Here is an 18,292-nt window from a genome sequence, read left to right on the forward strand (position 1 = left end):
GGCGGTCTATTGCCAGCCTGTTTAGGGTAGCCGTTTTTGGCCGCCCTAATTTGTATCTACTTTTTCGTTCTGATACTTTTGGAGATGGTATTGTGGATCATACCGCTGTTCGTTTTTATAAATTATAAACATCAGCTCTAGAAGTTTCCTTTGCACAGCTACTGCTGCTTTCATTTTGATGCCATTTCTTGAAACAAGCCTTGTAAATGTATTAGAATAATGTTCATCATGCCTTATGGCGGCCAATGCAGGTAAATGAAGGGATTTTCTCAGGTATCTGTTGCCCCGTTTGGATATGGTAGGTTTGCTCTGGATCGATGTTCCGGACTGTTTTTCCTTTATGTCCAGGCCGGCATAGCTTACCAGTTGCTTTTTATTTCGGATCATCTCAAATCCATTCGTTTCTGCCAATACTGTTACTGCTGTCAGCAGTCCAATTCCAGGGATTGTGGTCAGGTTATCTGTTTGTTTTTTGAGTAAGGAACTCTCCTTAACAATGAGCTTTAACTCGGTCATTATTTCCTTTTCCTGTCTTTGCAGTACTGCTATGCGTTCCTTTATCCGTCCTATAGAGTTTTCATTGGGTTCTGCCTCTGCCTGTTCTGCATGTAGCTGGTTCTTGACAGCAGTACGTTCCTGTACCAATTGGTCTCTCTCCCGGGTCAGCTGCTTCAAACGCTTATAGGTGGGGTCTGGCTTGCGCCACAACTCCAGGTTGCGCTCTAGGCCAAATAAGGTGATAGCTTCCGAGCAGGTACTATCCGTTATCGTCTTGATCTCTAAGGTACGGAAATAGTTGCTGATCTTGTTTGGCAGGACAATACTGATATTGCACCCCTTGCTTTCCAGAAAATAGGCTAGCTTTTCGTGATAAACGCCTGTAGCCTCCATGACAAAATGAAGAGGACTATCCTCACAGGTATGGGTCTGTACCCATTCGTAAAGCTTTATCAAACCTTTATCCGAGTTTCGGAAATTACCATATTGGCACAGCTTTTTATCCAGATTGGAAAAGATCTTGCCAAAGCATACGACCAGTTCCTTACTACCGACGTCAATGCCAACGACCTGCTTGAGTGTTTTCATGTTAATTTTTTGATGTGAAACTGAAAAATCAATAGTGAAACTTCCCTTGGACTTGTCTCCTTATGGATATTCAAGCTGGACTGTAATTCCGCCTTACATTCTGTTCTGTCTTAGGAAGCGAAAAAGAGGAAGGCCATCTCTAAAAATCAGTATGCTAAAAAAGCTACTAAGACAGCCCTAGGCTCTCCCTCTTTTCACTAAATACAGCAAATCTATAAAACAAAAAATGTCTCCTACATTTGCTTGACACAAACATAGGAGACAGCCCCTTGAAAAGTGCTTACAGCCCCGATTTACCTCGAACTAAGTAGGCTATTATATTATCTATGTCAGATTATCACTTCCTGGAATTAATGCTCCCTACTAAAGGAATTTATTCCTTTAAAATCCTATCTTTACAGAACCTATTAAAACAAACACAAACTAGTACTGAATTGAAATTAATTTAATCTTTATATTTCTTATTCATGAAACGTGTTTTTTTATCTTTTATCATTTTTTCTTTATTCGCTATCGGTTGTGCGGGCAATAAGTCCCAAAACGATCAAAATGGTTGGAAACCCCTATTTAATGGAAAGGACATTAAGGATTGGTTCGTGAAGATCCATCACCATGAAGAAGGCGAAAACTTTGGAAATACCTTTCGGGTTGAGGATGGTATTATTAAAATCCGATATGACCAGTATGGTGATTTCAACGACCAATTTGGCCACTTATACTATAAAAAGCCTTTTTCCTATTATCACTTAAAATTTGAGTATAGGTTTGTTGGAGAGCTGCTTCGTGGAGCCCCTTCCTATACCCTTCGGAATAGCGGGGTGATGTTCCATTCCCAAGATCCGAGAGGCATGTTAAAGGAGCAAGACTGGCCAATTTCTGTAGAAATGCAATTGTTGGGTGGACTTTCTGATGGAAAGCCCAGGCCAACCGGTAATATGTGCTCTCCAGGAACCAATGTGGTTTATCAAGGAAAAATAGCTTCTACCCATTGCTTGAATTCAACCTCCAAAACCTATGATGGAGATCAATGGGTAAAAGGAGAATTAATTGTTTTGGGAGATTCTCTGATAAAACATATCATTAATGGAGATACGGTTCTGCAGTATGCCAAGCCCCAAATAGGCGGTGGTACCGCCAATGGATATGATCCGAAAATAAAAATCGATGGCAAGTTACTTAGCAGTGGATTCATCGCACTTCAGAGTGAGGGTCAGCCGGTAGATTTTAAGAATATTTGGATTAAGGAATTGAAAAAATAAAAAATCACACATGAAAAGAACTTCTTTTTTAGCCATACTATTAACAACCCTGGCTTTCACCTCTGTTTTTGCCCAAACCAAAAGCATCAACATCATTCCCCAACCAAAGGAATACTGGTGGGGTGGGGCAGTGGCGCTAGGATCCACCATGCCATTTGAAATGGAAACCAAAGGTTTTGATCTGGAATACCAGAACCTCAATAATCAAGTTGTGCCCTTATTGATTTCGAATAAAGGGAGGTTCCTTTGGGCGGATAAGCCATTCAAATTTCAGATAACCGAAGAAAACAGCATCGAAGTAGTCTCCAAATACGAAGATCTAAAATTGCAAACGGAGGGGAATACCCTTCGATCAGCTTATATGGCAGCCAGCAAATTGTACTTCCCAGCAAACCCGATTCTTCCCGATTCCCTCTTTTTCCTAAAGCCTCAATATAATACCTGGATCGAATTGATGTACAATCAAAACCAGGAGGATATCCTAAAATATGCAAAGGCTATCGTTGATAATGATTTTCCTACAGGGGTATTAATGATCGATGATAACTGGCAGCGCTATTATGGAAATTATGATTTTCGGGCAGAGAAATTCCCTGATCCTAAAGCGATGGTCAAACAGCTTCATGATATGGGTTTCAAGGTCATGTTATGGATTTGTCCGTTTATAAGCCCTGATAGTCCGGAGTATAGGGAACTTTCCGCCATAGGCTATCTGATCAAGGAGAAGGCAACAAAAAGCCCAGCGATCATTTCTTGGTGGAATGGTAAAAGCGCCTGTCTTGATCTTACAAATCCTGACGCCAAAGCCTATTTTGTGGGCAAACTGAAGAAGATGCAACAAGATTATGGTATCGATGGGTTTAAGTTTGATGCCGGCGACAATGAATTCTACAGGATGGATCGATTGGCAAGCTTTGACAGCAGTGCATTATCCATAGACCATACCATGGCTTGGGCAAAAATAGGATTGGAGTTTCCGTTTAATGAATACCATTCAGGATGGAAAATGGGTAATCAGCCCTTGGTACAGAGATTGGGCGATAAAGCCTACTCCTGGCGGGCAATGCAGATGTTGATTCCGGATATGCTCGCTTCAGGTCTTTTGGGCTATGCCTATACCTGTCCGGATATGATCGGAGGCGGTAATTTTGCCACTTTTCTGAATATCAAAGAAAATGAATTCAATCAGAAATTGATTGTTCGCTCTGCCCAGGTGCATGCCCTGATGCCGATGATGCAATTTTCGGTGGCACCTTGGCGGATTTTGAATCAGGAACACCTGGAGATCACCAAGAACATGGCCAAACTGCATGAAAAATTTGGAGCCTATATTTTAGACCTGGCAAAATATTCCATTAAAACTGGAGAGCCAATAGTAAGACACCTGGAGTACGAATTCCCTAATCAAGGATTTGAAACCTGCAAGGATCAGTTTATGCTTGGCGATAAATTCTTGGTCGCTCCGATTATAACAGAAGAAGATAGTCGCCTGGTCAAACTGCCTAAAGGTAGATGGAAAGACGATCTTGGAAAAATACACAAAGGTGGGAAATCCATCAAGATCGATGTTCCGCTGAAAAGATTGCCATACTTTGAGAAGATCTAAGATTAGATCTTCTCAAAAACATACCTTTCTCCTTTCTTGGTTTTGAACTGAAAGGAGTTTCCTGTTTGATTCTTTGATTTCCACCTTACCCTATTCGGGAACAGCAGGTTACAGTCTTTCCCGGCCAGCGAAATTACCTCTAACCTTACAATCTCCCCATCTTTCCACTCCATATCCAGTTCGAAATTACCCCTAGCCTTAATACCCTTTATCCTTCCATTTTTCCAAACACTTGGCAAGGCAGGTAGGAGCCGTATTTCACCTAAATGACTCTGCATCAGCATTTCGATGATTCCCGCGGTTACCCCAAAGTTCGCATCAATCTGAAAAGGAGGATGCCCACTGAACAGGTTGCTATACAATCCGCCGCCCGATCGTCTTTTTTCCACCTTCTTTTCAACAGGCTCTAAAAACCCGAAGGACTTGTTCAGGATCTGGTATGCCCGATCACCATCCCTTAATCTCGCCCACCAATTCATTTTCCAAGCCATGCTCCAACCCGTACTGATATCACCCCGATGCGCCAAGGTCTGTTTCGCCGCATTTACCAGATCATCCGAAAAACCGGGGGAAATCTGTGTTCCAGGAAAAAGACCAAAAAGATGCGAGATATGTCGATGAGTATCCTTGGGATCATCCAGGTCATCCGACCATTCCTGCAATTGTCCATATTTGCCAACCTGAAATGGATATAACCTCTCCTTAAACCCAATCAGTTCCTTTCTAAATTGCGCATCTGATCCTAGTTCCTCTGAAGCTTGGATCACCGCAGTAAAAAGTTCCCGAACAATGGAAATATCCATGGTGGTGGCTTTTCCAATACTATACCCTTTTCCTTGATAATTGAAATGGTTTTCGGGTGAGCTGGAAGGGGCAGTTACCAGGAACCCTGATTCGGGATCTTCCACTAGCCAATGCATCATGAATTGTGCAGCACCCTTCATCAGTGGATAGCCTTTTTCGGATAGGAACGTTTTATCTTGGGTATATTGGAAATGTTCCCAAAGATGGAGGGAAAGCCAAGCTCCGCCCATTTGCCAACAGAAAGCCTCCGGATAATAGGTCCGGTCCTGATCGAAGTTTCCAACGGGGGAGGTTTTCGCCCAAAGGTCTGAATTATGATGGGCGACCCAACCTTCATGGATTCCATAATTGACTTTCGCAGTTTCCTTTCCATTAATGGCCAGTTCCCCAATAAAATCCAATAGCGGTTGATGACATTCGGATAAGTTACTATTTTCCGCTAGCCAATAGTTCATTTCGGTATTGATATTGATCGTATAGTTACTGCCCCATGGCGGTTGAACCTTATCGTTCCAGATGCCCTGCAGGTTGGCAGGACGGCTGCCTGGTCGAGAACTGGAAATCAACAGGTAGCGGCCGAATTGAAAGAGCAAGGTCTGTAATTGAAAATCCGTGGGATCTTTCTCAAAATTCCGGATTCGATCAACCGTCATCAGGTTATTCTGATCCATGGAAACACCCAATTCAAATTCAACCCGATCAAATAATCGGCGGAAATCGCTGCTATGTTCTCTCTTTAAGGTTTGATAATCCTTTTTCAGCACCAATTTCATTTTCTTTGCTGCTTCTTTTCCAGGATCTTTTCCATCTGCCATAGCAGAATTATCAAATCCATTGAAGCTGGTGTTTTCTGTGAGATAAAGGGTGGCCTCATCTGCATCTTTAACTTCCAAAAATTCCCCATTAGTTTTCAGGGTACCTCCTTTATGTTTGATGGCCAGTTTGGCCTCAAATAGCATCCCTTCCTTTTCCTTGTATACTACTTGCTCGGGGAAATAATTCCGATGCGCAACGATGGATGGCGTACGGCCTTTTAATATCAATTGATCGGATACGATGCTTGAGGAAGCCTCTAATTTGCTGCTCATCCTTACACGAAAACTGACACTTTTTTTCTCGTCTGCTTTAATATGAATGATCAATGCTTTCGCGGGATGACTGATAAAAGCTGATCGTTCGTAGGTAATCCCATTCAATTCATAGCTAACCGTGCTTACGGCTTGTTGGATATCCAATGTTCTTAAATAATTCTTAGCCTCTTGGGTTTGATGGTCAAATTGAAGTTGCAAGTCACCCAAAGGAAGATACCTGGCCGAATACGGTCCCTGCATTTTCCGCCAGGTAGCCTCTGCATTTGCATATTCCTTCGCAAAAATCTGTTTCCTCAATACAGGCAATAGACCCGCTGCAGCAGGATTGTTGCCCGGATCTGGGGTTCCGGACCATAAGGTATGATCGTTGAGTTGAATCAACTCTTCGGATATTCCGCCAAAAACCATGGCCGCCGTTTGACCATTTCCCAAGGGAAATGCCTCCTCCCAAAATTCGGCAGGGCGATCTGCTTTGATCATATATGCTGAATTGCTCTGGGCATTCGACTCGATGTTAAAAATGCTCAGCAGAAATAAGATAGGTAGATAGATTCTTTGCATGGAATAATTTATAGGTTATGAGGATGAATACTAAACTTACAAAGTAAAATCCCAATTCCCTTAATTTAATTAAGAAATCGTTTTCGTGAATAAAACATCTTTTATTGTTAAATGCTTATTAAATTGGAACTCCATTATAACGCAAAATCATGAAAAGACGGACTTGGTTACAACAGGCAGGATTATTATTTGCAGGATTAACCATGCAGAGGGCCCAGGCAACTAGCAAAGTAGACCCTTTTTCAAAAAACCATTTACCTGATCATAAACAAGTAGATGATCGGGCCTATTGGGTTTCCGTTCTGGTGAAGATGGCTAGTCCAATTCTGGAGAACATTAGTAAAGGTACTTTTCAGATAAATATGCCAATGATTGTTTCCAGCAGTTTTGATGGCCGCAATCCGAAAGTGGGCTACCTGGAAGCTTTTGCCAGATTGATAGCCGGTATTGCGCCATGGCTGGCATTACCCGATGATAATACTTCCGAAGGCAAGCTTAGAAAAAAGTTTAGGGAGCAGACCATCCAAGGCCTGATTCATGGTGTAGATCCGAATTCTCCCGATTATTTTGCCTGGAGGGACAAGTCCTCTCAGACCTTGGTCGATGCAGCCCACCTTGCCTTAGCGTTTATGCGTGCTCCTAAAGCCCTATGGGATCCCCTTCCTCAAAAAACAAAAGATCAGCTGATCAGCGAATTCAAACATATCCGTTGGATAAAACCTGGTCCGAACAACTGGATATTGTTTGCCGCTATGACCGAGAGTTTTCTGTATAGTGTCGGGGTAGAACCGGAAAGAACAAAAATAGATCATGCGGTTGATACCTTTGATACGGAATGGTATGTTGGCGATGGATGGTACAGCGATGGAAAATCCTTTTCCTTCGATTACTACAATGGCTATGTGATCCACAGTATGTTGGTGGAAACGCTAAGACAGAATTTAAAAGCAGGGAACTATCAGGAAAAATACGATAGAGCCTACAAGCGCATGCAACGATATGCTACCCATTTGGAAAGATTGATCTCGCCGGAGGGTTATTTCCCGGTCATCGGCCGGAGCTCTACCTACAGAAATGGAGGTTTCCAACCCTTAGCGCAAGTGGCATTGGAAAAAAAATTACCGAAGGACCTAAAACCAGGCCAGGTAAGAGCGGGCTTAACAGCCATCATGAAAAACATCTACCAACATGATATTTATGATAAACATGGATGGTTAGTGCTTGGATTAACCTCTGATAAACAAGGCAATTTAGCCGACTACTATACCAATGTTGGCTCGCTATATGAAGCTTCTTTAGCTTTTTTGCCTTTGGGACTGCCTGCATCTGATGAATTCTGGAGCAGCCCAGCCGAGAAATGGACTTCTCAAAAGGCTTTTTCCGGCGAAGTATTTCCCAAAGATTATTACGTAACTTATTAAAGAATAGACTTTGCTAATCAACTAAAAATATAAACTATGAGAATCAACCTCCATAAATTCAAAAAAACAGGCGTTGCAGCCGTAGCATCCCTGTTGTTAATAAGTATGGCAGCAAAGCCGCCATCTTTTATTAAGGAAAGCTTTGTAAAAGCCGAGAAGCAGTATGAATTTCTGACGAAAGAAGCGGATGCAATCAAGTTATTTCCAAGAACGACCAATAAATCAGGTAAACTCGTGGGAACCAATGAATGGGATTGGACCGGTGGGTTTTTCCCAGGATCCCTATGGTTTTTATACCATCAATCTGGAAATGAACAGACAAAGAATGCTGCCATTCGATGGACTGAGGCGTTGGAAAAAGCAAAGGATTTTACCGTAAACCACGATATTGGTTTTGTGATGTATTGCTCCTATGGTAATGCCATCAAATACCTGAAAGATCCAGAAAAAGTTAAAACCTATAAAGATTTGATCATCTATTCGGCAAATACGGCTTTAAAACGTTATGACCCTAAGGTAGGCTTGATAAAATCCTGGGATTCTAAAGGTGGTTGGGACAAATCCAAACCTTGGAAATATCCTGTTATTATTGATAACATGATGAACCTGGAAATGCTTTGTTATGTATCCGATCTTACGGGAGATCCCAAATTCAGGCAAGTGGCGATCAGCCATGCCGATAAAACCATGAAGAACCATTTCAGGCCGGATTACAGCACCTATCATGTGGTGGATTATGACCTGTCTGGTAATGTGGTGCATAGACAAGCGAGCCAAGGCTATGCCGATAATTCCACTTGGGCACGAGGACAGGCATGGGCGATCTATGGCTTCACGATGATGTATAGAGAAACCAAAAAACCGGAATACCTGGAAACGGCGCAAAAGGCGGCTAAATTCTATATGAACCACCCAAACCTACCAAAGGATAAGATTCCGAACTGGGATTTCAATGCTGGACAGGAAGGATATACACCTGTAGTGGATTTTTCGAAACGGAACTTGAATTACATCCCTAGAGATGCTTCGGCAGCGGCTATTGTTGCTTCAGCTTTGATCGAACTGTCGACCTTCTCCAAAGGCAAGGATAAAAAAGCCTATTTGAACTTCGCCAAGGAAACATTGGAAACCCTTTCAAGGCCTGAATATTTTGCAGGATATGGTGAGAATGGTGGTTTTCTGTTGAAACACTGTGTAGGGAGTCTTCCCCACAACTCTGAGATCGATAGGCCATTGGTCTATGCCGATTATTATTTTCTGGAAGGCTTGACCAGATTAAAGGAATTGAAATAAAAAATGGAGGGAAAGACCTAAACCTATCTTCCCATCCAACCCCCATCCACTGTAAGGATGGCTCCATGAACATAATTGGATGCTGCAGATGCTAAAAATACAGCGGGACCTTTGAAATCTTCTGGGTCCCCCCATCTGCCGGCAGGGATGCGGTCTAATATCGAAGCCGATCGATCAGCATCGTTGCGTAAGGCCTCAGTATTGTCTGTTGCAATGTAGCCAGGCGCGATCGCATTGACATTGACCCCCTTGGATGCCCACTCATTCGCAAAAGCCTTGGTCATGGAGGCAATCGCACCTTTGGAAGCAGCATAGCCAGGCACATTGATTCCGCCTTGAAAAGATAATAGAGAAGCCGTAAAGATGATTTTACCAAATGAACGGGCAATCATTTCCTTCCCAATCTCTCGAGTAAGGATAAATTGTGCATTTTGATTGATCTCTATAATTTCATCCCAATATTCATCGGGATGTTCTGCAGCTGGTTTTCGGAGGATATTCCCCGCATTGTTGAAAAGAATGTCGATCTGTGGATGGTCTTGTTTTACCTCAGAAATAAACTGATAAAGGTTCGCTCGGTTTGAAAAGTCACATTGATACGCGAAAAACTTTCTTCCCAATTGCTGGATGGATTTTTCCACCTCAGAACCTTGGCGTTCCAGACTTGCAGAAACACCAATGATATCCGCTCCGGCTTCGGCCAATCCTTCGGCAATGGCCTTGCCAATCCCTCGCTTACAACCTGTTACCAAAGCGGTTTTTCCACTAAGATCGAATGTGTTTAATACCGACATATCGTTTATTTTACAGTGACTTTTATTGGTTTTTCAATTTTTTCTTTTTCGCTTTCTACTGCCTTTGCCCAAGCCTTTTCATCCGTAATTTTTCCTGCCCTGTTCCACGTGGCACCATTGTAATAAACAAAGGGACGATTATTTTTAGCCTTGCTTAACAGTAGAAACTGTTCTGGTCTATCGTTTATAAATTCTACCTTTTGGTCTGGAATGATGATGGCGACTCCTGTTCTTCCGCTCTTATTGATCTCAGGCTCCCAATAGGATAAACTACGGTTCCCTTTACCCAAAAGGAACAAAGGCTCTTTTTCCTTTCGTTTTGCCAAGCCGATTACAAAGGGCGTGTTAGCTGTACTTGCATTGTGCATGGATAATTCGATGCGATTGAAATGACTTCCTGCATCTAAACTGATCTGCTTTTGAAATCTTATCTGCTGGCCTTGGATATTTTCGGGTTCATATATTAGTAAAAAGGTACTTCTTAATGGACCATTGTCCAAAAGCTTAAAACTTCGATAATGTTTGCTGTAATGGATTTTCCCTTCTGGATAAAAAGCCATATCGCCCATACCCAAGGTCTGTCCTACCGAATAATAATCCAAGCCTTCGCCATGGTCTTTATGGTAATCCCCAGACTTATACCAGGCATCAATAATCAATTTATCTGTTCTTTTTGCCCAATAGTCCATGCCTTGCGCATCATCTGGTCTTCCTTCTAATGCTTTGCCATACATCCGAAAAGCAACCACATCGTTTTCCCAAGCAAAATCATCGTAGCGCTCAGGAACATAGCGAGCATAGGTTCTGGCTGGATAAACTTTCCCGCTCGTTCCACTAACTGAGAGCTTTACTTTTTCCTTCGCCTTTAGATCCACTAATATCAACACATTCTGTGGGGAAGATTGTCCTAGTTTTTCCAATTGATGGGGTAATTCATTTCCCTGTTCATCCCATATAGAAAAGACGGTATCTACTGAAAAGCTTGCCTTGAATTTCTCGAAAGGAATAGCGATCAATTCCTTTCTCACATGGGCAGAAGGATTTTGGACGATGATCTGTTTCTGTGCAAAGCTCGAAATAGAGCATGCGAGAAGAAAAAGGATTCCAAAAAGCGCTTTCATGATTATTTCAATTCCGTTATCGGACTTTTGTCCATATCGTCATAATCCAGGTTTTCACCTGCCATTCCCCAGATAAAGGTATAATTGCTGGTTCCCGCGCCGGCATGTATAGACCATGGTGGTGAAATAACCGCTTGGTCATTCCCCAACCAGATATGCCTGGTTTCATTTACAGGGCCCATAAAATGGGAGACCGCCTGTCCTTCGGGAATATCAAAATAAAAGTAAACCTCCATTCTTCGTTCGTGGGTATGTGCCGGCATGGTGTTCCATACGGAACCTACCTGCAATTCGGTCATCCCCATCTGCAGCTGGCAAGTTTCCAATACGGTATGCAATAACATCTGATTGATGATCCGATGGTTGGCCGTTTCTAAGCTTCCCAGTTCGATTTTGTTCGCCTGTTCCTTGGTTACTTTTTTTGTTGGATAGGACCTATGTGCTGGCGTAGAATTCAGGTAAAACTTGGCAGGCTTGGCCGCATTGTGGCTGCTGAAATAAACTTCTTGGGCTCCCTGTCCAATATAAAGCGCTTCTTTAAAACCCAATTCATAGGTTTCTCCATCTACCTCTACCTTTCCATCGCCGCCTACATTGATGATACCGATCTCTCTTCTGCTCAAGAAAAAGGGCTCTTTCAGTAGTTCATTGATCGTTTCCAATTTTACCCTTTCCTGAACGGGCATAGCACCGCCAGTCATATAGCGATCAAAATGGGAGTAAACAAAATGTACACGATCTTCCCAGAACAACTGCTCGATCAAGAAGTTTTCACGAAGTCCCTGGGTGTCCAAGGTTTTCGTTTCTTTAGGACCGATTGCGTATCTGCTTTCAAATGTAGTTTTCATATAAGACTTAATTTGTCAACAAGTTAACATTAGAAATGTGTTAATTGTTGCTTTTATTGCGAAATCGATTTCGAAATGTTCCGAAAACGTTCGCGTAATTAGGTCTTTTTTATTTGAACTTTTATTAGCAAATTGGATTTTATTATACAGGATGTTTTGCATTTACCTAAACATCACACCAATTACAAAACTAATGAACCATCAAAAAGCTGGAAAATACCGTTGGACCATATGCGCATTATTGTTTTTTGCTACTACCATTAACTATTTAGACCGACAAGTACTCTCCCTAACCTGGAAAGATTTTATAGCTCCCGAGTTCCATTGGACGAACAATGATTACGGATTGATCACGGCGTTATTCTCAATTTTTTATGCCGTCGGGATGCTTTTTGCGGGTCGATTTGTAGATTGGCTGGATACCAAAAAAGGCTTTATATGGGCAATTGCCATCTGGTCGGTGGGAGCTATCCTACATGCCTTTTGTGGGATTGCAACCTCGGGTATAATAGCAGGCGAATGGTTCGTAGGCTTCGAAGGAGCAAAAGAGGTGATTGCTGGCATTCATGATTTCTCCAGGGTAGTCAATGTCAGTGTGGTGCTCTTTATTTTTGTGCGCTTTGTCCTTGCCATTGGTGAGGCGGGAAACTTCCCCGCGGCGATCAAGACCACAGCGGAATATTTTCCGAAAAAAGATCGTGCCTTTGCAACCAGTATTTTCAACGCCGGTTCTACCATCGGAGCTTTGGCGGCTCCATTAAGTATTCCAGTTATTGCCAAATGGTATGGCTGGGAAATGTCCTTTATCATCATTGGTGCTTTAGGTTTTGTTTGGATGGGATTTTGGGTATTTATGTATGATAAACCCGAAGTACATCCGAAGGTGAATGAAGCAGAATTGGCCTATATCCAACAGGATGATATTCCCCCTGCAGAAAATGAACAGACAGTTCCTGTAACCCAAGGAAAAGTCTCCATCTTAAATTGTTTAAAACATCGCCAAACTTGGGCATTCGCTGTGGGTAAATTTATGACAGATGGTGTTTGGTGGTTCTACCTATTTTGGATGCCTGCCTATCTGAGCTCGGTGTATGGCATTAAATCTTCCGAATGGAGCGGTCAATTGGCTCTTTTTGTACTGTACAGCATTACCATGCTTTCCCTGATTGGAGGTTGGTTGCCATCCTTGTTCATTAATCGAGGCATGAATGCCTACGAAGGAAGGATGCGAGCGATGCTGATTTTTGCCTTCTTTCCTTTATTGGTTCTTCTTGCCCAGCCTTACGGACATTTGTCTTTTTGGGTGCCGACAATACTGATCGGTATAGGTGCCGCGGCGCATCAATCTTGGTCAGCTAATATTTTCTCCACAGTAGGGGATATGTTCCCTAAAAAAGCCATCGCTACGGTAACAGGAATTGGTGGTTTGGCAGGTGGATTGGGATCCTTCTTCATCAACATCTATTCTGGGAAATTATTCGATTATGCAGAAACGCATTGGAGCAAGGTAAATGGGGTGAACCTACTTGAAAAGTATCCGGAGATTGCCAATGTGGATAGCAGAAAAGCTTTCTTTGAAAAGTTTGATGTAGCAAATATCGACGAATTCCTAAAATATTTGACCAAACAAGGGGAAACTGTGGCTAATGGGATTGATAAAGGTTATATGCTCGTCTTTTCCTATTGTGCCGTTGCTTATCTCATCGCTTGGTTTATCATGAAATTATTGGTGCCTAAGATGAAGCAGGTTAAGCTTTAGTCGATTTCCTTTCGATAATCCGGCTTTCGAGCATTGTGGTGTTAAATGCCATTTCAAAGCGGTTTTTGGATACAATGGTTTCTATTAATTTGCTGACGCCGAGATATCCGATTTCAAAGGCCGGTTGTACAATGGTCGATAGGGATGGGTTTAAGGATTCTGCCATTTCGGTGTTGGCAAAACCAATCACAGCCACTTCCGAAGGAACTTGAAGGTTTAATTGGGAAAGGATTCCTAAACTGGCAACCGTAAGGGTATCCGTTGTGCCGAGGAGGCCTATGGGATGGTCCAATTCCTTTATTCTCCGCTCCAATAAAATACGCAGGTTTTTAATCAATTCCTCTCGGGTCTGTCCGTATTCCACCTGTATAATGTTGCTGGGATCCAAAGGGATATAATTCGCCAAAAGCGCTTTCTTATAACCAGCAATCCGATCCTTATTGATGCCTATGTTCTTACCACATAACAAAAGGATTTCCTTTCTACCCATATCGATCAAATGTTGGGTGGCATCATAGGCTCCCTTCTCACTGTTCACCCCGATTTTAAAGGTATCCAATTCAAAATCAATCCGATCTACCAATACGATGGGGAACTCCTGGTTATATTGTTTCAGGGTTTTGATATGGCTTTCTGCTGCTGGGGTAATGATGATCCCATCGATGTTTTGCTGCCGGAAAGTTTTTAGGGCATCCTGTTCCATCTTGGAATTCTCACGACTCTGCATGAAAACCAATTTGAAATTATTTTCATAGGCCGCCTGATGGGCCCCTTCCAATACCTGCGACTGAAAAGGATTGGATAGATAAGGGATTATGACACCTATGGTATTGCTTCTACCCATCTTCAGGCTCTTGGCCAATATATTCGGGCGATAATGGTATTTCTCCGCCATCGCTCGAACCCGAACCTTGGTTTCTTCACTGATTTCAAAACTATCATTCAAGGCTTTGGAAACAGTGGATACCGAAAGTTCCAGTTTTTTCGCCAGCTCCTTAAGGGTAATATTGCTCATAAGGATAAATATCGCTCTTTTTATCCAAAGATCTTGCGATATATCCTTTTTAATAGGGGTTTCTTCCGCTTCCTTTCCGCATAGGCGTCCCAATCCTGAGAATCCGTAGCATCACTTTTCCTTTTTACAAAAATGGAGTTATGACCATCCTTGAACGCAATGGCTTCTTCATCTGGGCGACCATTCGAATAATAATACAAGGCTAATGATTTTCGGCTGCGATCTGCCGGACAGGTTAATGGATTTGGATGCCCGTGATAGGAAATGGAAGTTGTGGAAAATATTGCGATGGAATTGAATACGGGCAAAAATCTATTCACACATTGGCTCATTTCCTTATCCCATAGTTCAAAATGTCCTCCATATTCCTCCTTCCAATCCTTATTCAGATAAACGATAAAGTTCACTCGGCGATCCAGATTATTTACCGGATGTTTATTAAAGTCGGCATGGACTTTTAATAATCCTCCTGGTTTGATCTCATGAAGACCGGCCCCAGAGAAATACGAATCACTGAATAGCTGTTCTTCAATCCCTGTAAGTTCATTGATGAACTTTAAAAAGGGTTCGGAGTTGAGGTAATGCATCAATGCTTTGGTCTTTTCGCCAAAAAGTGCTTCGCCTTGCCCTGCAAATTTCTTTTGCAAAGGATCGTTATACTCGATATTATCCCCTTTAGAGAGATCCGGAAATTCCGCTAAAACTTCTTCCAGTAATTCCGCATTGAAGAAATCGTGGATATGAATACTCGGAAAGGGTTTTGCAGATGCATATTCCTTTTTGCGCTTTTGGGCAAAAAGCAATAAGTCCTGGTTTTTTGAACTTAGGTAGGGAATCATACTGGCAGATGTGTGTTAGTGTGTAATATGTTAAATTGATTGTAAGTTTAATCAAAAACCATGATTACAGGAATATTTTCCTTACACGAAAAGCCATTAAAAATTCTTCTGTCGAATTATTACTACGTATTAATACCTTTGATCACTTTTACATAAGTGGTTCGATTGCAATTATTGCATTTATACCGACGTAGAGGAAGATAAAAGAGGAATGTCTTTACCCACCAAGGTCTTCGGACTCGTACATAGAGGTCTGCCTCTTGACAATATGGGCATAACAAGCCAGGGTGATGCTTGTCTGAATTTATCGGACTAATTATTTTCATTGTGTGTTGTGTGATCTACTGTAGGAACAGTATGTTATATGTTCTGATTATAAAAACGTATTAATAGCACCTTTTGTATGCCAAGACTTCTTTTTCTATTCATATCTGTTTATTGCTTTGAATGTGTAACTGGAAAATTGTTGAAAATTAAGGGATTAATATTAACTTACAGTAAACACTATTAGAACTTTCGGGTTTTATTGTAAATTGGCAACAAATTGATGTGTATGAAGAAGGCAGTTTATTTATTTTTGGTACTTTTTTTAATGGTCCAATTGGGATATGGACAGCGAAGATACCAACAGCACACGGGTTGGATATTTGGTCCTTCCATTGGGTATCAGTATCAAAGTGGCAGTTTTCTGAAAGCTTCTGCCTGGGGGCTTTTCGCAGCAAACCAAAGCCAATATGTAAAGATTGATGCCGGAGCTAATTTTACCTGGATGATGGATAAAACTACAGTGATCCCGGAATTAGGAGTTACTTATTATTTGAATAATGTTGCGGTATGGCCGTTTATAAAAGGGGAGATTACACCCCATACAGCTACGGCGAAGGCAGGAATCGGACTTTTTAATTTACTGGAGTTCTCCGCTGGTTATGGCTTTGATATCAACACAAAAAAGGATTTTAAGCCTATTGATGGCTTTACTTTTGGGGTAGGCGTGAATATCCCTTTAAATTTCCATCTCTATTAATCGATCCAGCTTTTAAAATCATTTACCCGCTCCCGACTTACAATTCCGTCATCGGTCTGAAACTTATGGAAGTAGATCTTCAACCGGGAATTACTATGAACAGCAATGTTCTTGATAGCATGGATATGAATGATCTGCCCTCGGTTAATTCTAAAAAATAATTTAGGATCCAAAACTTCTTCCACCCTGTCTAAGGGTTGATCCAACAAAAAATTATCTCCTTCCTTGGTAAACAGATAGGTGCCCTTGTTTTCAGCATATATACATTCGATGTCTTCCACAGGAACCAAGCGGATCTGTTGGCCGATCTTTACATTGAACCTGGTCTTGAACTGATCTTTCACAAGTAGTTGTTTGAGATCATGCAACATGTACTTATCAGCCCTGTTTTGGTTTTTCAGATATTTATCCACGGCAAAGGCCAATTCTTCTTCTACAATCGGCTTTAAGAGGTAATCAATGCTATTCAACTTGAAGGCTTTTAAAGCGTATTCATTGTAAGCCGTCGTAAAGATGATCTTGGAATCTACAGGGTGATTTTCCAGTATTTCAAATGAAAGACCATCAGAAAGCTGTATATCCATAAAAATAAGATCCGGTTCGGAATGGTTAGCAAACCATATTTTCCCTTGATGAACGGAATGGACCATATCGATATGCGAAAACCCCATGGTCTCTAACTTGCGTATCAGCGATCTTGCTGCGGGTTTTTCATCTTCGATGACCAATACTTGAATTTCGTTCAGGTTCATATAATAGGGATTTTGACTTTAAAATAGGTATCGGACTTCTCTATAATAACTTCCTCTTTACTTAACAGTGCATATCTGTCAACAATATTAGCCAAGCCTATCTTTGTGGATGGATTCGGTGAATTCTTCTCCTGAAGGTTATTCGATACCACTAATTTTGATCCTTCTTGATAGATGCTGATCGTCAATGGGTTCTCCTCAGAAATGCGGTTGTGCTGAATGCAGTTTTCTAATAGCAATTGCAGGCTCAAAGGAACGATTTCCTTGCTTTCGGCTTCGATAATTCCTTCTTGATAATTTATTCCATCTTCAAAACGTAGTTTTAAAAGAGAAATATAGCTGCGGGCAAAGGATAGTTCTTCTTGGATGCTTGTTAATTCTTTATCTTTTTGGGTGAGGATATAGCGGTAGATGCTTGATAGTGATTTGGTATAGGTTATGGCATTCTGTTTATCTTCTTCGATCAACCCGATCAATACATTCAAGCTATTGAACAAAAAATGCGGATCTATTTGGTTTTTTAGTGTTTCTAACTGTGCTGTTGCTTCCCCAGCAATGCTTTTCTGCTTTTTGATCTGTTTATTTTTATAGCTGGAGTAAAAGAACAAGCCATAAAATATAGAACCAATGATGATAAAGGTAAAGGTCGGAAAAAGGGCGAAATCCCATCTAAGTTCGGAAACATAGGCTTTTATCCCATCCAAACTCCTATCGGTGAATAAGAGAATGTTCATGCCTAAAATCACTATTGGAACGATTATAAAAGACAAGAGCAAGTAATAGAAATACCTTTTCCAGGCCAAATCTTCCGCTGGCATTGCCTTATGCAGGGAATAGGAAAGATAACTGCCTACTATTCCTAGACCAATCCCTCGAAGCAGTCCGGTTTGGGCACCCTTAGATTGGAAGAAAGCAATCTCCAATGTTCCATCATTGACCAAGTAAAACCCTGCAATAACCAACATCAGGACTATCGTGATCACTATGGAATATAAGACGGTCAGGAAAAAGTACTTCAT

Annotated in this window: 15 protein-coding genes; 6 read left to right on the plus strand and 9 right to left on the minus strand. The window is 41.6% G+C overall.

Annotation, left to right across the window (positions count from 1 at the left end):
- Positions 1-45: 45 nt before the first annotated feature.
- A complete protein-coding gene (locus E3D81_RS00595; RefSeq protein ID WP_003010395.1) occupies positions 46-1,086 on the minus strand; it encodes an IS110 family transposase in 1,041 nt (346 codons plus the stop codon).
- Between the two features lie 467 nt (positions 1,087-1,553).
- Between E3D81_RS00595 and E3D81_RS00600 the strand changes: the two genes are divergently transcribed.
- Both E3D81_RS00600 and E3D81_RS00605 read left to right on the plus strand, forming a co-directional pair.
- The gene (locus E3D81_RS00600) at positions 1,554-2,345 is read left to right on the plus strand and encodes a DUF1080 domain-containing protein (RefSeq protein ID WP_134776071.1); all 792 of its coding nucleotides are present in this window, start codon (positions 1,554-1,556) and stop codon (positions 2,343-2,345) included.
- 10 nt (positions 2,346-2,355) lie between these two features.
- A complete protein-coding gene (locus E3D81_RS00605) occupies positions 2,356-3,951 on the plus strand; it encodes a glycoside hydrolase family 31 protein (RefSeq protein ID WP_134776072.1) in 1,596 nt (531 codons plus the stop codon).
- 2 nt (positions 3,952-3,953) lie between these two features.
- On the opposite strand, the gene E3D81_RS00610 is transcribed toward E3D81_RS00605, so the two are convergent.
- Positions 3,954-6,407, minus strand: coding sequence for a glycosyl hydrolase family 95 catalytic domain-containing protein (locus tag E3D81_RS00610; RefSeq protein ID WP_134776073.1), 2,454 nt, complete (start codon positions 6,405-6,407; stop codon positions 3,954-3,956).
- 149 nt (positions 6,408-6,556) lie between these two features.
- On the opposite strand from E3D81_RS00610, the gene E3D81_RS00615 reads away from it, so the two are divergent.
- Both E3D81_RS00615 and E3D81_RS00620 read left to right on the plus strand, forming a co-directional pair.
- Entirely contained in the window at positions 6,557-7,828 is a 1,272-nt protein-coding gene (locus E3D81_RS00615; RefSeq protein ID WP_099366058.1) for a DUF2264 domain-containing protein, read from the plus strand.
- A 36-nt stretch (positions 7,829-7,864) separates the two neighbouring features.
- On the plus strand, positions 7,865-9,121 hold the full coding sequence (locus tag E3D81_RS00620; protein WP_099366059.1) for a glycoside hydrolase family 88 protein: 1,257 nt from the start codon (positions 7,865-7,867) through the stop codon (positions 9,119-9,121).
- 23 nt (positions 9,122-9,144) lie between these two features.
- Here the strand turns inward: E3D81_RS00620 and E3D81_RS00625 are convergent, their stop codons facing one another.
- From E3D81_RS00625 to kduI, 3 genes are read right to left on the minus strand one after another with little or no spacing between them, the layout of a single operon-like run.
- Entirely contained in the window at positions 9,145-9,915 is a 771-nt protein-coding gene (locus tag E3D81_RS00625) for an SDR family oxidoreductase (protein ID WP_099366060.1), read from the minus strand.
- A 5-nt stretch (positions 9,916-9,920) separates the two neighbouring features.
- Complete coding sequence (locus E3D81_RS00630; protein ID WP_099366061.1) at positions 9,921-11,036, minus strand: DUF4861 family protein; 1,116 nt, start codon at positions 11,034-11,036, stop codon at positions 9,921-9,923.
- Between the two features lie 2 nt (positions 11,037-11,038).
- Complete coding sequence (kduI, locus tag E3D81_RS00635; protein ID WP_099366062.1) at positions 11,039-11,884, minus strand: 5-dehydro-4-deoxy-D-glucuronate isomerase; 846 nt, start codon at positions 11,882-11,884, stop codon at positions 11,039-11,041.
- Between the two features lie 193 nt (positions 11,885-12,077).
- Between kduI and E3D81_RS00640 the strand changes: the two genes are divergently transcribed.
- Entirely contained in the window at positions 12,078-13,643 is a 1,566-nt protein-coding gene (locus E3D81_RS00640) for an MFS transporter (RefSeq protein WP_099366063.1), read from the plus strand.
- Here the strand turns inward: E3D81_RS00640 and E3D81_RS00645 are convergent.
- A complete protein-coding gene (locus E3D81_RS00645; RefSeq protein WP_099366064.1) occupies positions 13,633-14,658 on the minus strand; it encodes a LacI family DNA-binding transcriptional regulator in 1,026 nt (341 codons plus the stop codon). The genes E3D81_RS00640 and E3D81_RS00645 overlap by 11 nt on opposite strands.
- Positions 14,659-14,678: 20 nt before the next feature.
- On the minus strand, positions 14,679-15,497 hold the full coding sequence (locus E3D81_RS00650; RefSeq protein WP_099366065.1) for a 2OG-Fe(II) oxygenase: 819 nt from the start codon (positions 15,495-15,497) through the stop codon (positions 14,679-14,681).
- A 553-nt stretch (positions 15,498-16,050) separates the two neighbouring features.
- Here E3D81_RS00650 and E3D81_RS00655 point away from each other — a divergent pair.
- Positions 16,051-16,521 carry a hypothetical protein gene (locus E3D81_RS00655; RefSeq protein WP_134776074.1) on the plus strand — a complete coding sequence of 157 codons (471 nt, stop codon included), beginning with the start codon at positions 16,051-16,053 and terminating at the stop codon, positions 16,519-16,521.
- Here E3D81_RS00655 and E3D81_RS00660 read toward each other — a convergent pair.
- Positions 16,518-17,273, minus strand: a complete 756-nt coding sequence (locus tag E3D81_RS00660; RefSeq protein ID WP_245153256.1) for a LytR/AlgR family response regulator transcription factor — start codon at positions 17,271-17,273, stop codon at positions 16,518-16,520. The two genes, E3D81_RS00655 and E3D81_RS00660, sit on opposite strands and share 4 nt — an antisense overlap.
- Positions 17,270-18,292, minus strand: coding sequence for a sensor histidine kinase (locus E3D81_RS00665; protein WP_134776075.1), 1,023 nt, complete (start codon positions 18,290-18,292; stop codon positions 17,270-17,272). The genes E3D81_RS00660 and E3D81_RS00665 overlap by 4 nt, the downstream gene beginning before the upstream one ends.

The organism is Sphingobacterium sp. CZ-2 (assembly GCF_004526235.1).
GTDB classification, from domain to species: domain Bacteria; phylum Bacteroidota; class Bacteroidia; order Sphingobacteriales; family Sphingobacteriaceae; genus Sphingobacterium; species Sphingobacterium tenebrionis.

Bases quoted from the DNA above. Each gene is read 5' to 3' on its own strand.
- E3D81_RS00595 (WP_003010395.1), bottom strand. From the start codon at position 1,086: ATGAAAACACTCAAGCAGGTCGTTGGCATTGACGTCGGTAGTAAGGAA.
- E3D81_RS00600 (WP_134776071.1), top strand. From the start codon at position 1,554: ATGAAACGTGTTTTTTTATCTTTTATCATTTTTTCTTTATTCGCTATC.
- E3D81_RS00605 (WP_134776072.1), top strand. From the start codon at position 2,356: ATGAAAAGAACTTCTTTTTTAGCCATACTATTAACAACCCTGGCTTTC.
- E3D81_RS00610 (WP_134776073.1), bottom strand. From the start codon at position 6,407: ATGCAAAGAATCTATCTACCTATCTTATTTCTGCTGAGCATTTTTAAC.
- E3D81_RS00615 (WP_099366058.1), top strand. From the start codon at position 6,557: ATGAAAAGACGGACTTGGTTACAACAGGCAGGATTATTATTTGCAGGA.
- E3D81_RS00620 (WP_099366059.1), top strand. From the start codon at position 7,865: ATGAGAATCAACCTCCATAAATTCAAAAAAACAGGCGTTGCAGCCGTA.
- E3D81_RS00625 (WP_099366060.1), bottom strand. From the start codon at position 9,915: ATGTCGGTATTAAACACATTCGATCTTAGTGGAAAAACCGCTTTGGTA.
- E3D81_RS00630 (WP_099366061.1), bottom strand. From the start codon at position 11,036: ATGAAAGCGCTTTTTGGAATCCTTTTTCTTCTCGCATGCTCTATTTCG.
- kduI (WP_099366062.1), bottom strand. From the start codon at position 11,884: ATGAAAACTACATTTGAAAGCAGATACGCAATCGGTCCTAAAGAAACG.
- E3D81_RS00640 (WP_099366063.1), top strand. From the start codon at position 12,078: ATGAACCATCAAAAAGCTGGAAAATACCGTTGGACCATATGCGCATTA.
- E3D81_RS00645 (WP_099366064.1), bottom strand. From the start codon at position 14,658: ATGAGCAATATTACCCTTAAGGAGCTGGCGAAAAAACTGGAACTTTCG.
- E3D81_RS00650 (WP_099366065.1), bottom strand. From the start codon at position 15,497: ATGATTCCCTACCTAAGTTCAAAAAACCAGGACTTATTGCTTTTTGCC.
- E3D81_RS00655 (WP_134776074.1), top strand. From the start codon at position 16,051: ATGAAGAAGGCAGTTTATTTATTTTTGGTACTTTTTTTAATGGTCCAA.
- E3D81_RS00660 (WP_245153256.1), bottom strand. From the start codon at position 17,273: ATGAACCTGAACGAAATTCAAGTATTGGTCATCGAAGATGAAAAACCC.
- E3D81_RS00665 (WP_134776075.1), bottom strand. From the start codon at position 18,292: ATGAAGTACTTTTTCCTGACCGTCTTATATTCCATAGTGATCACGATA.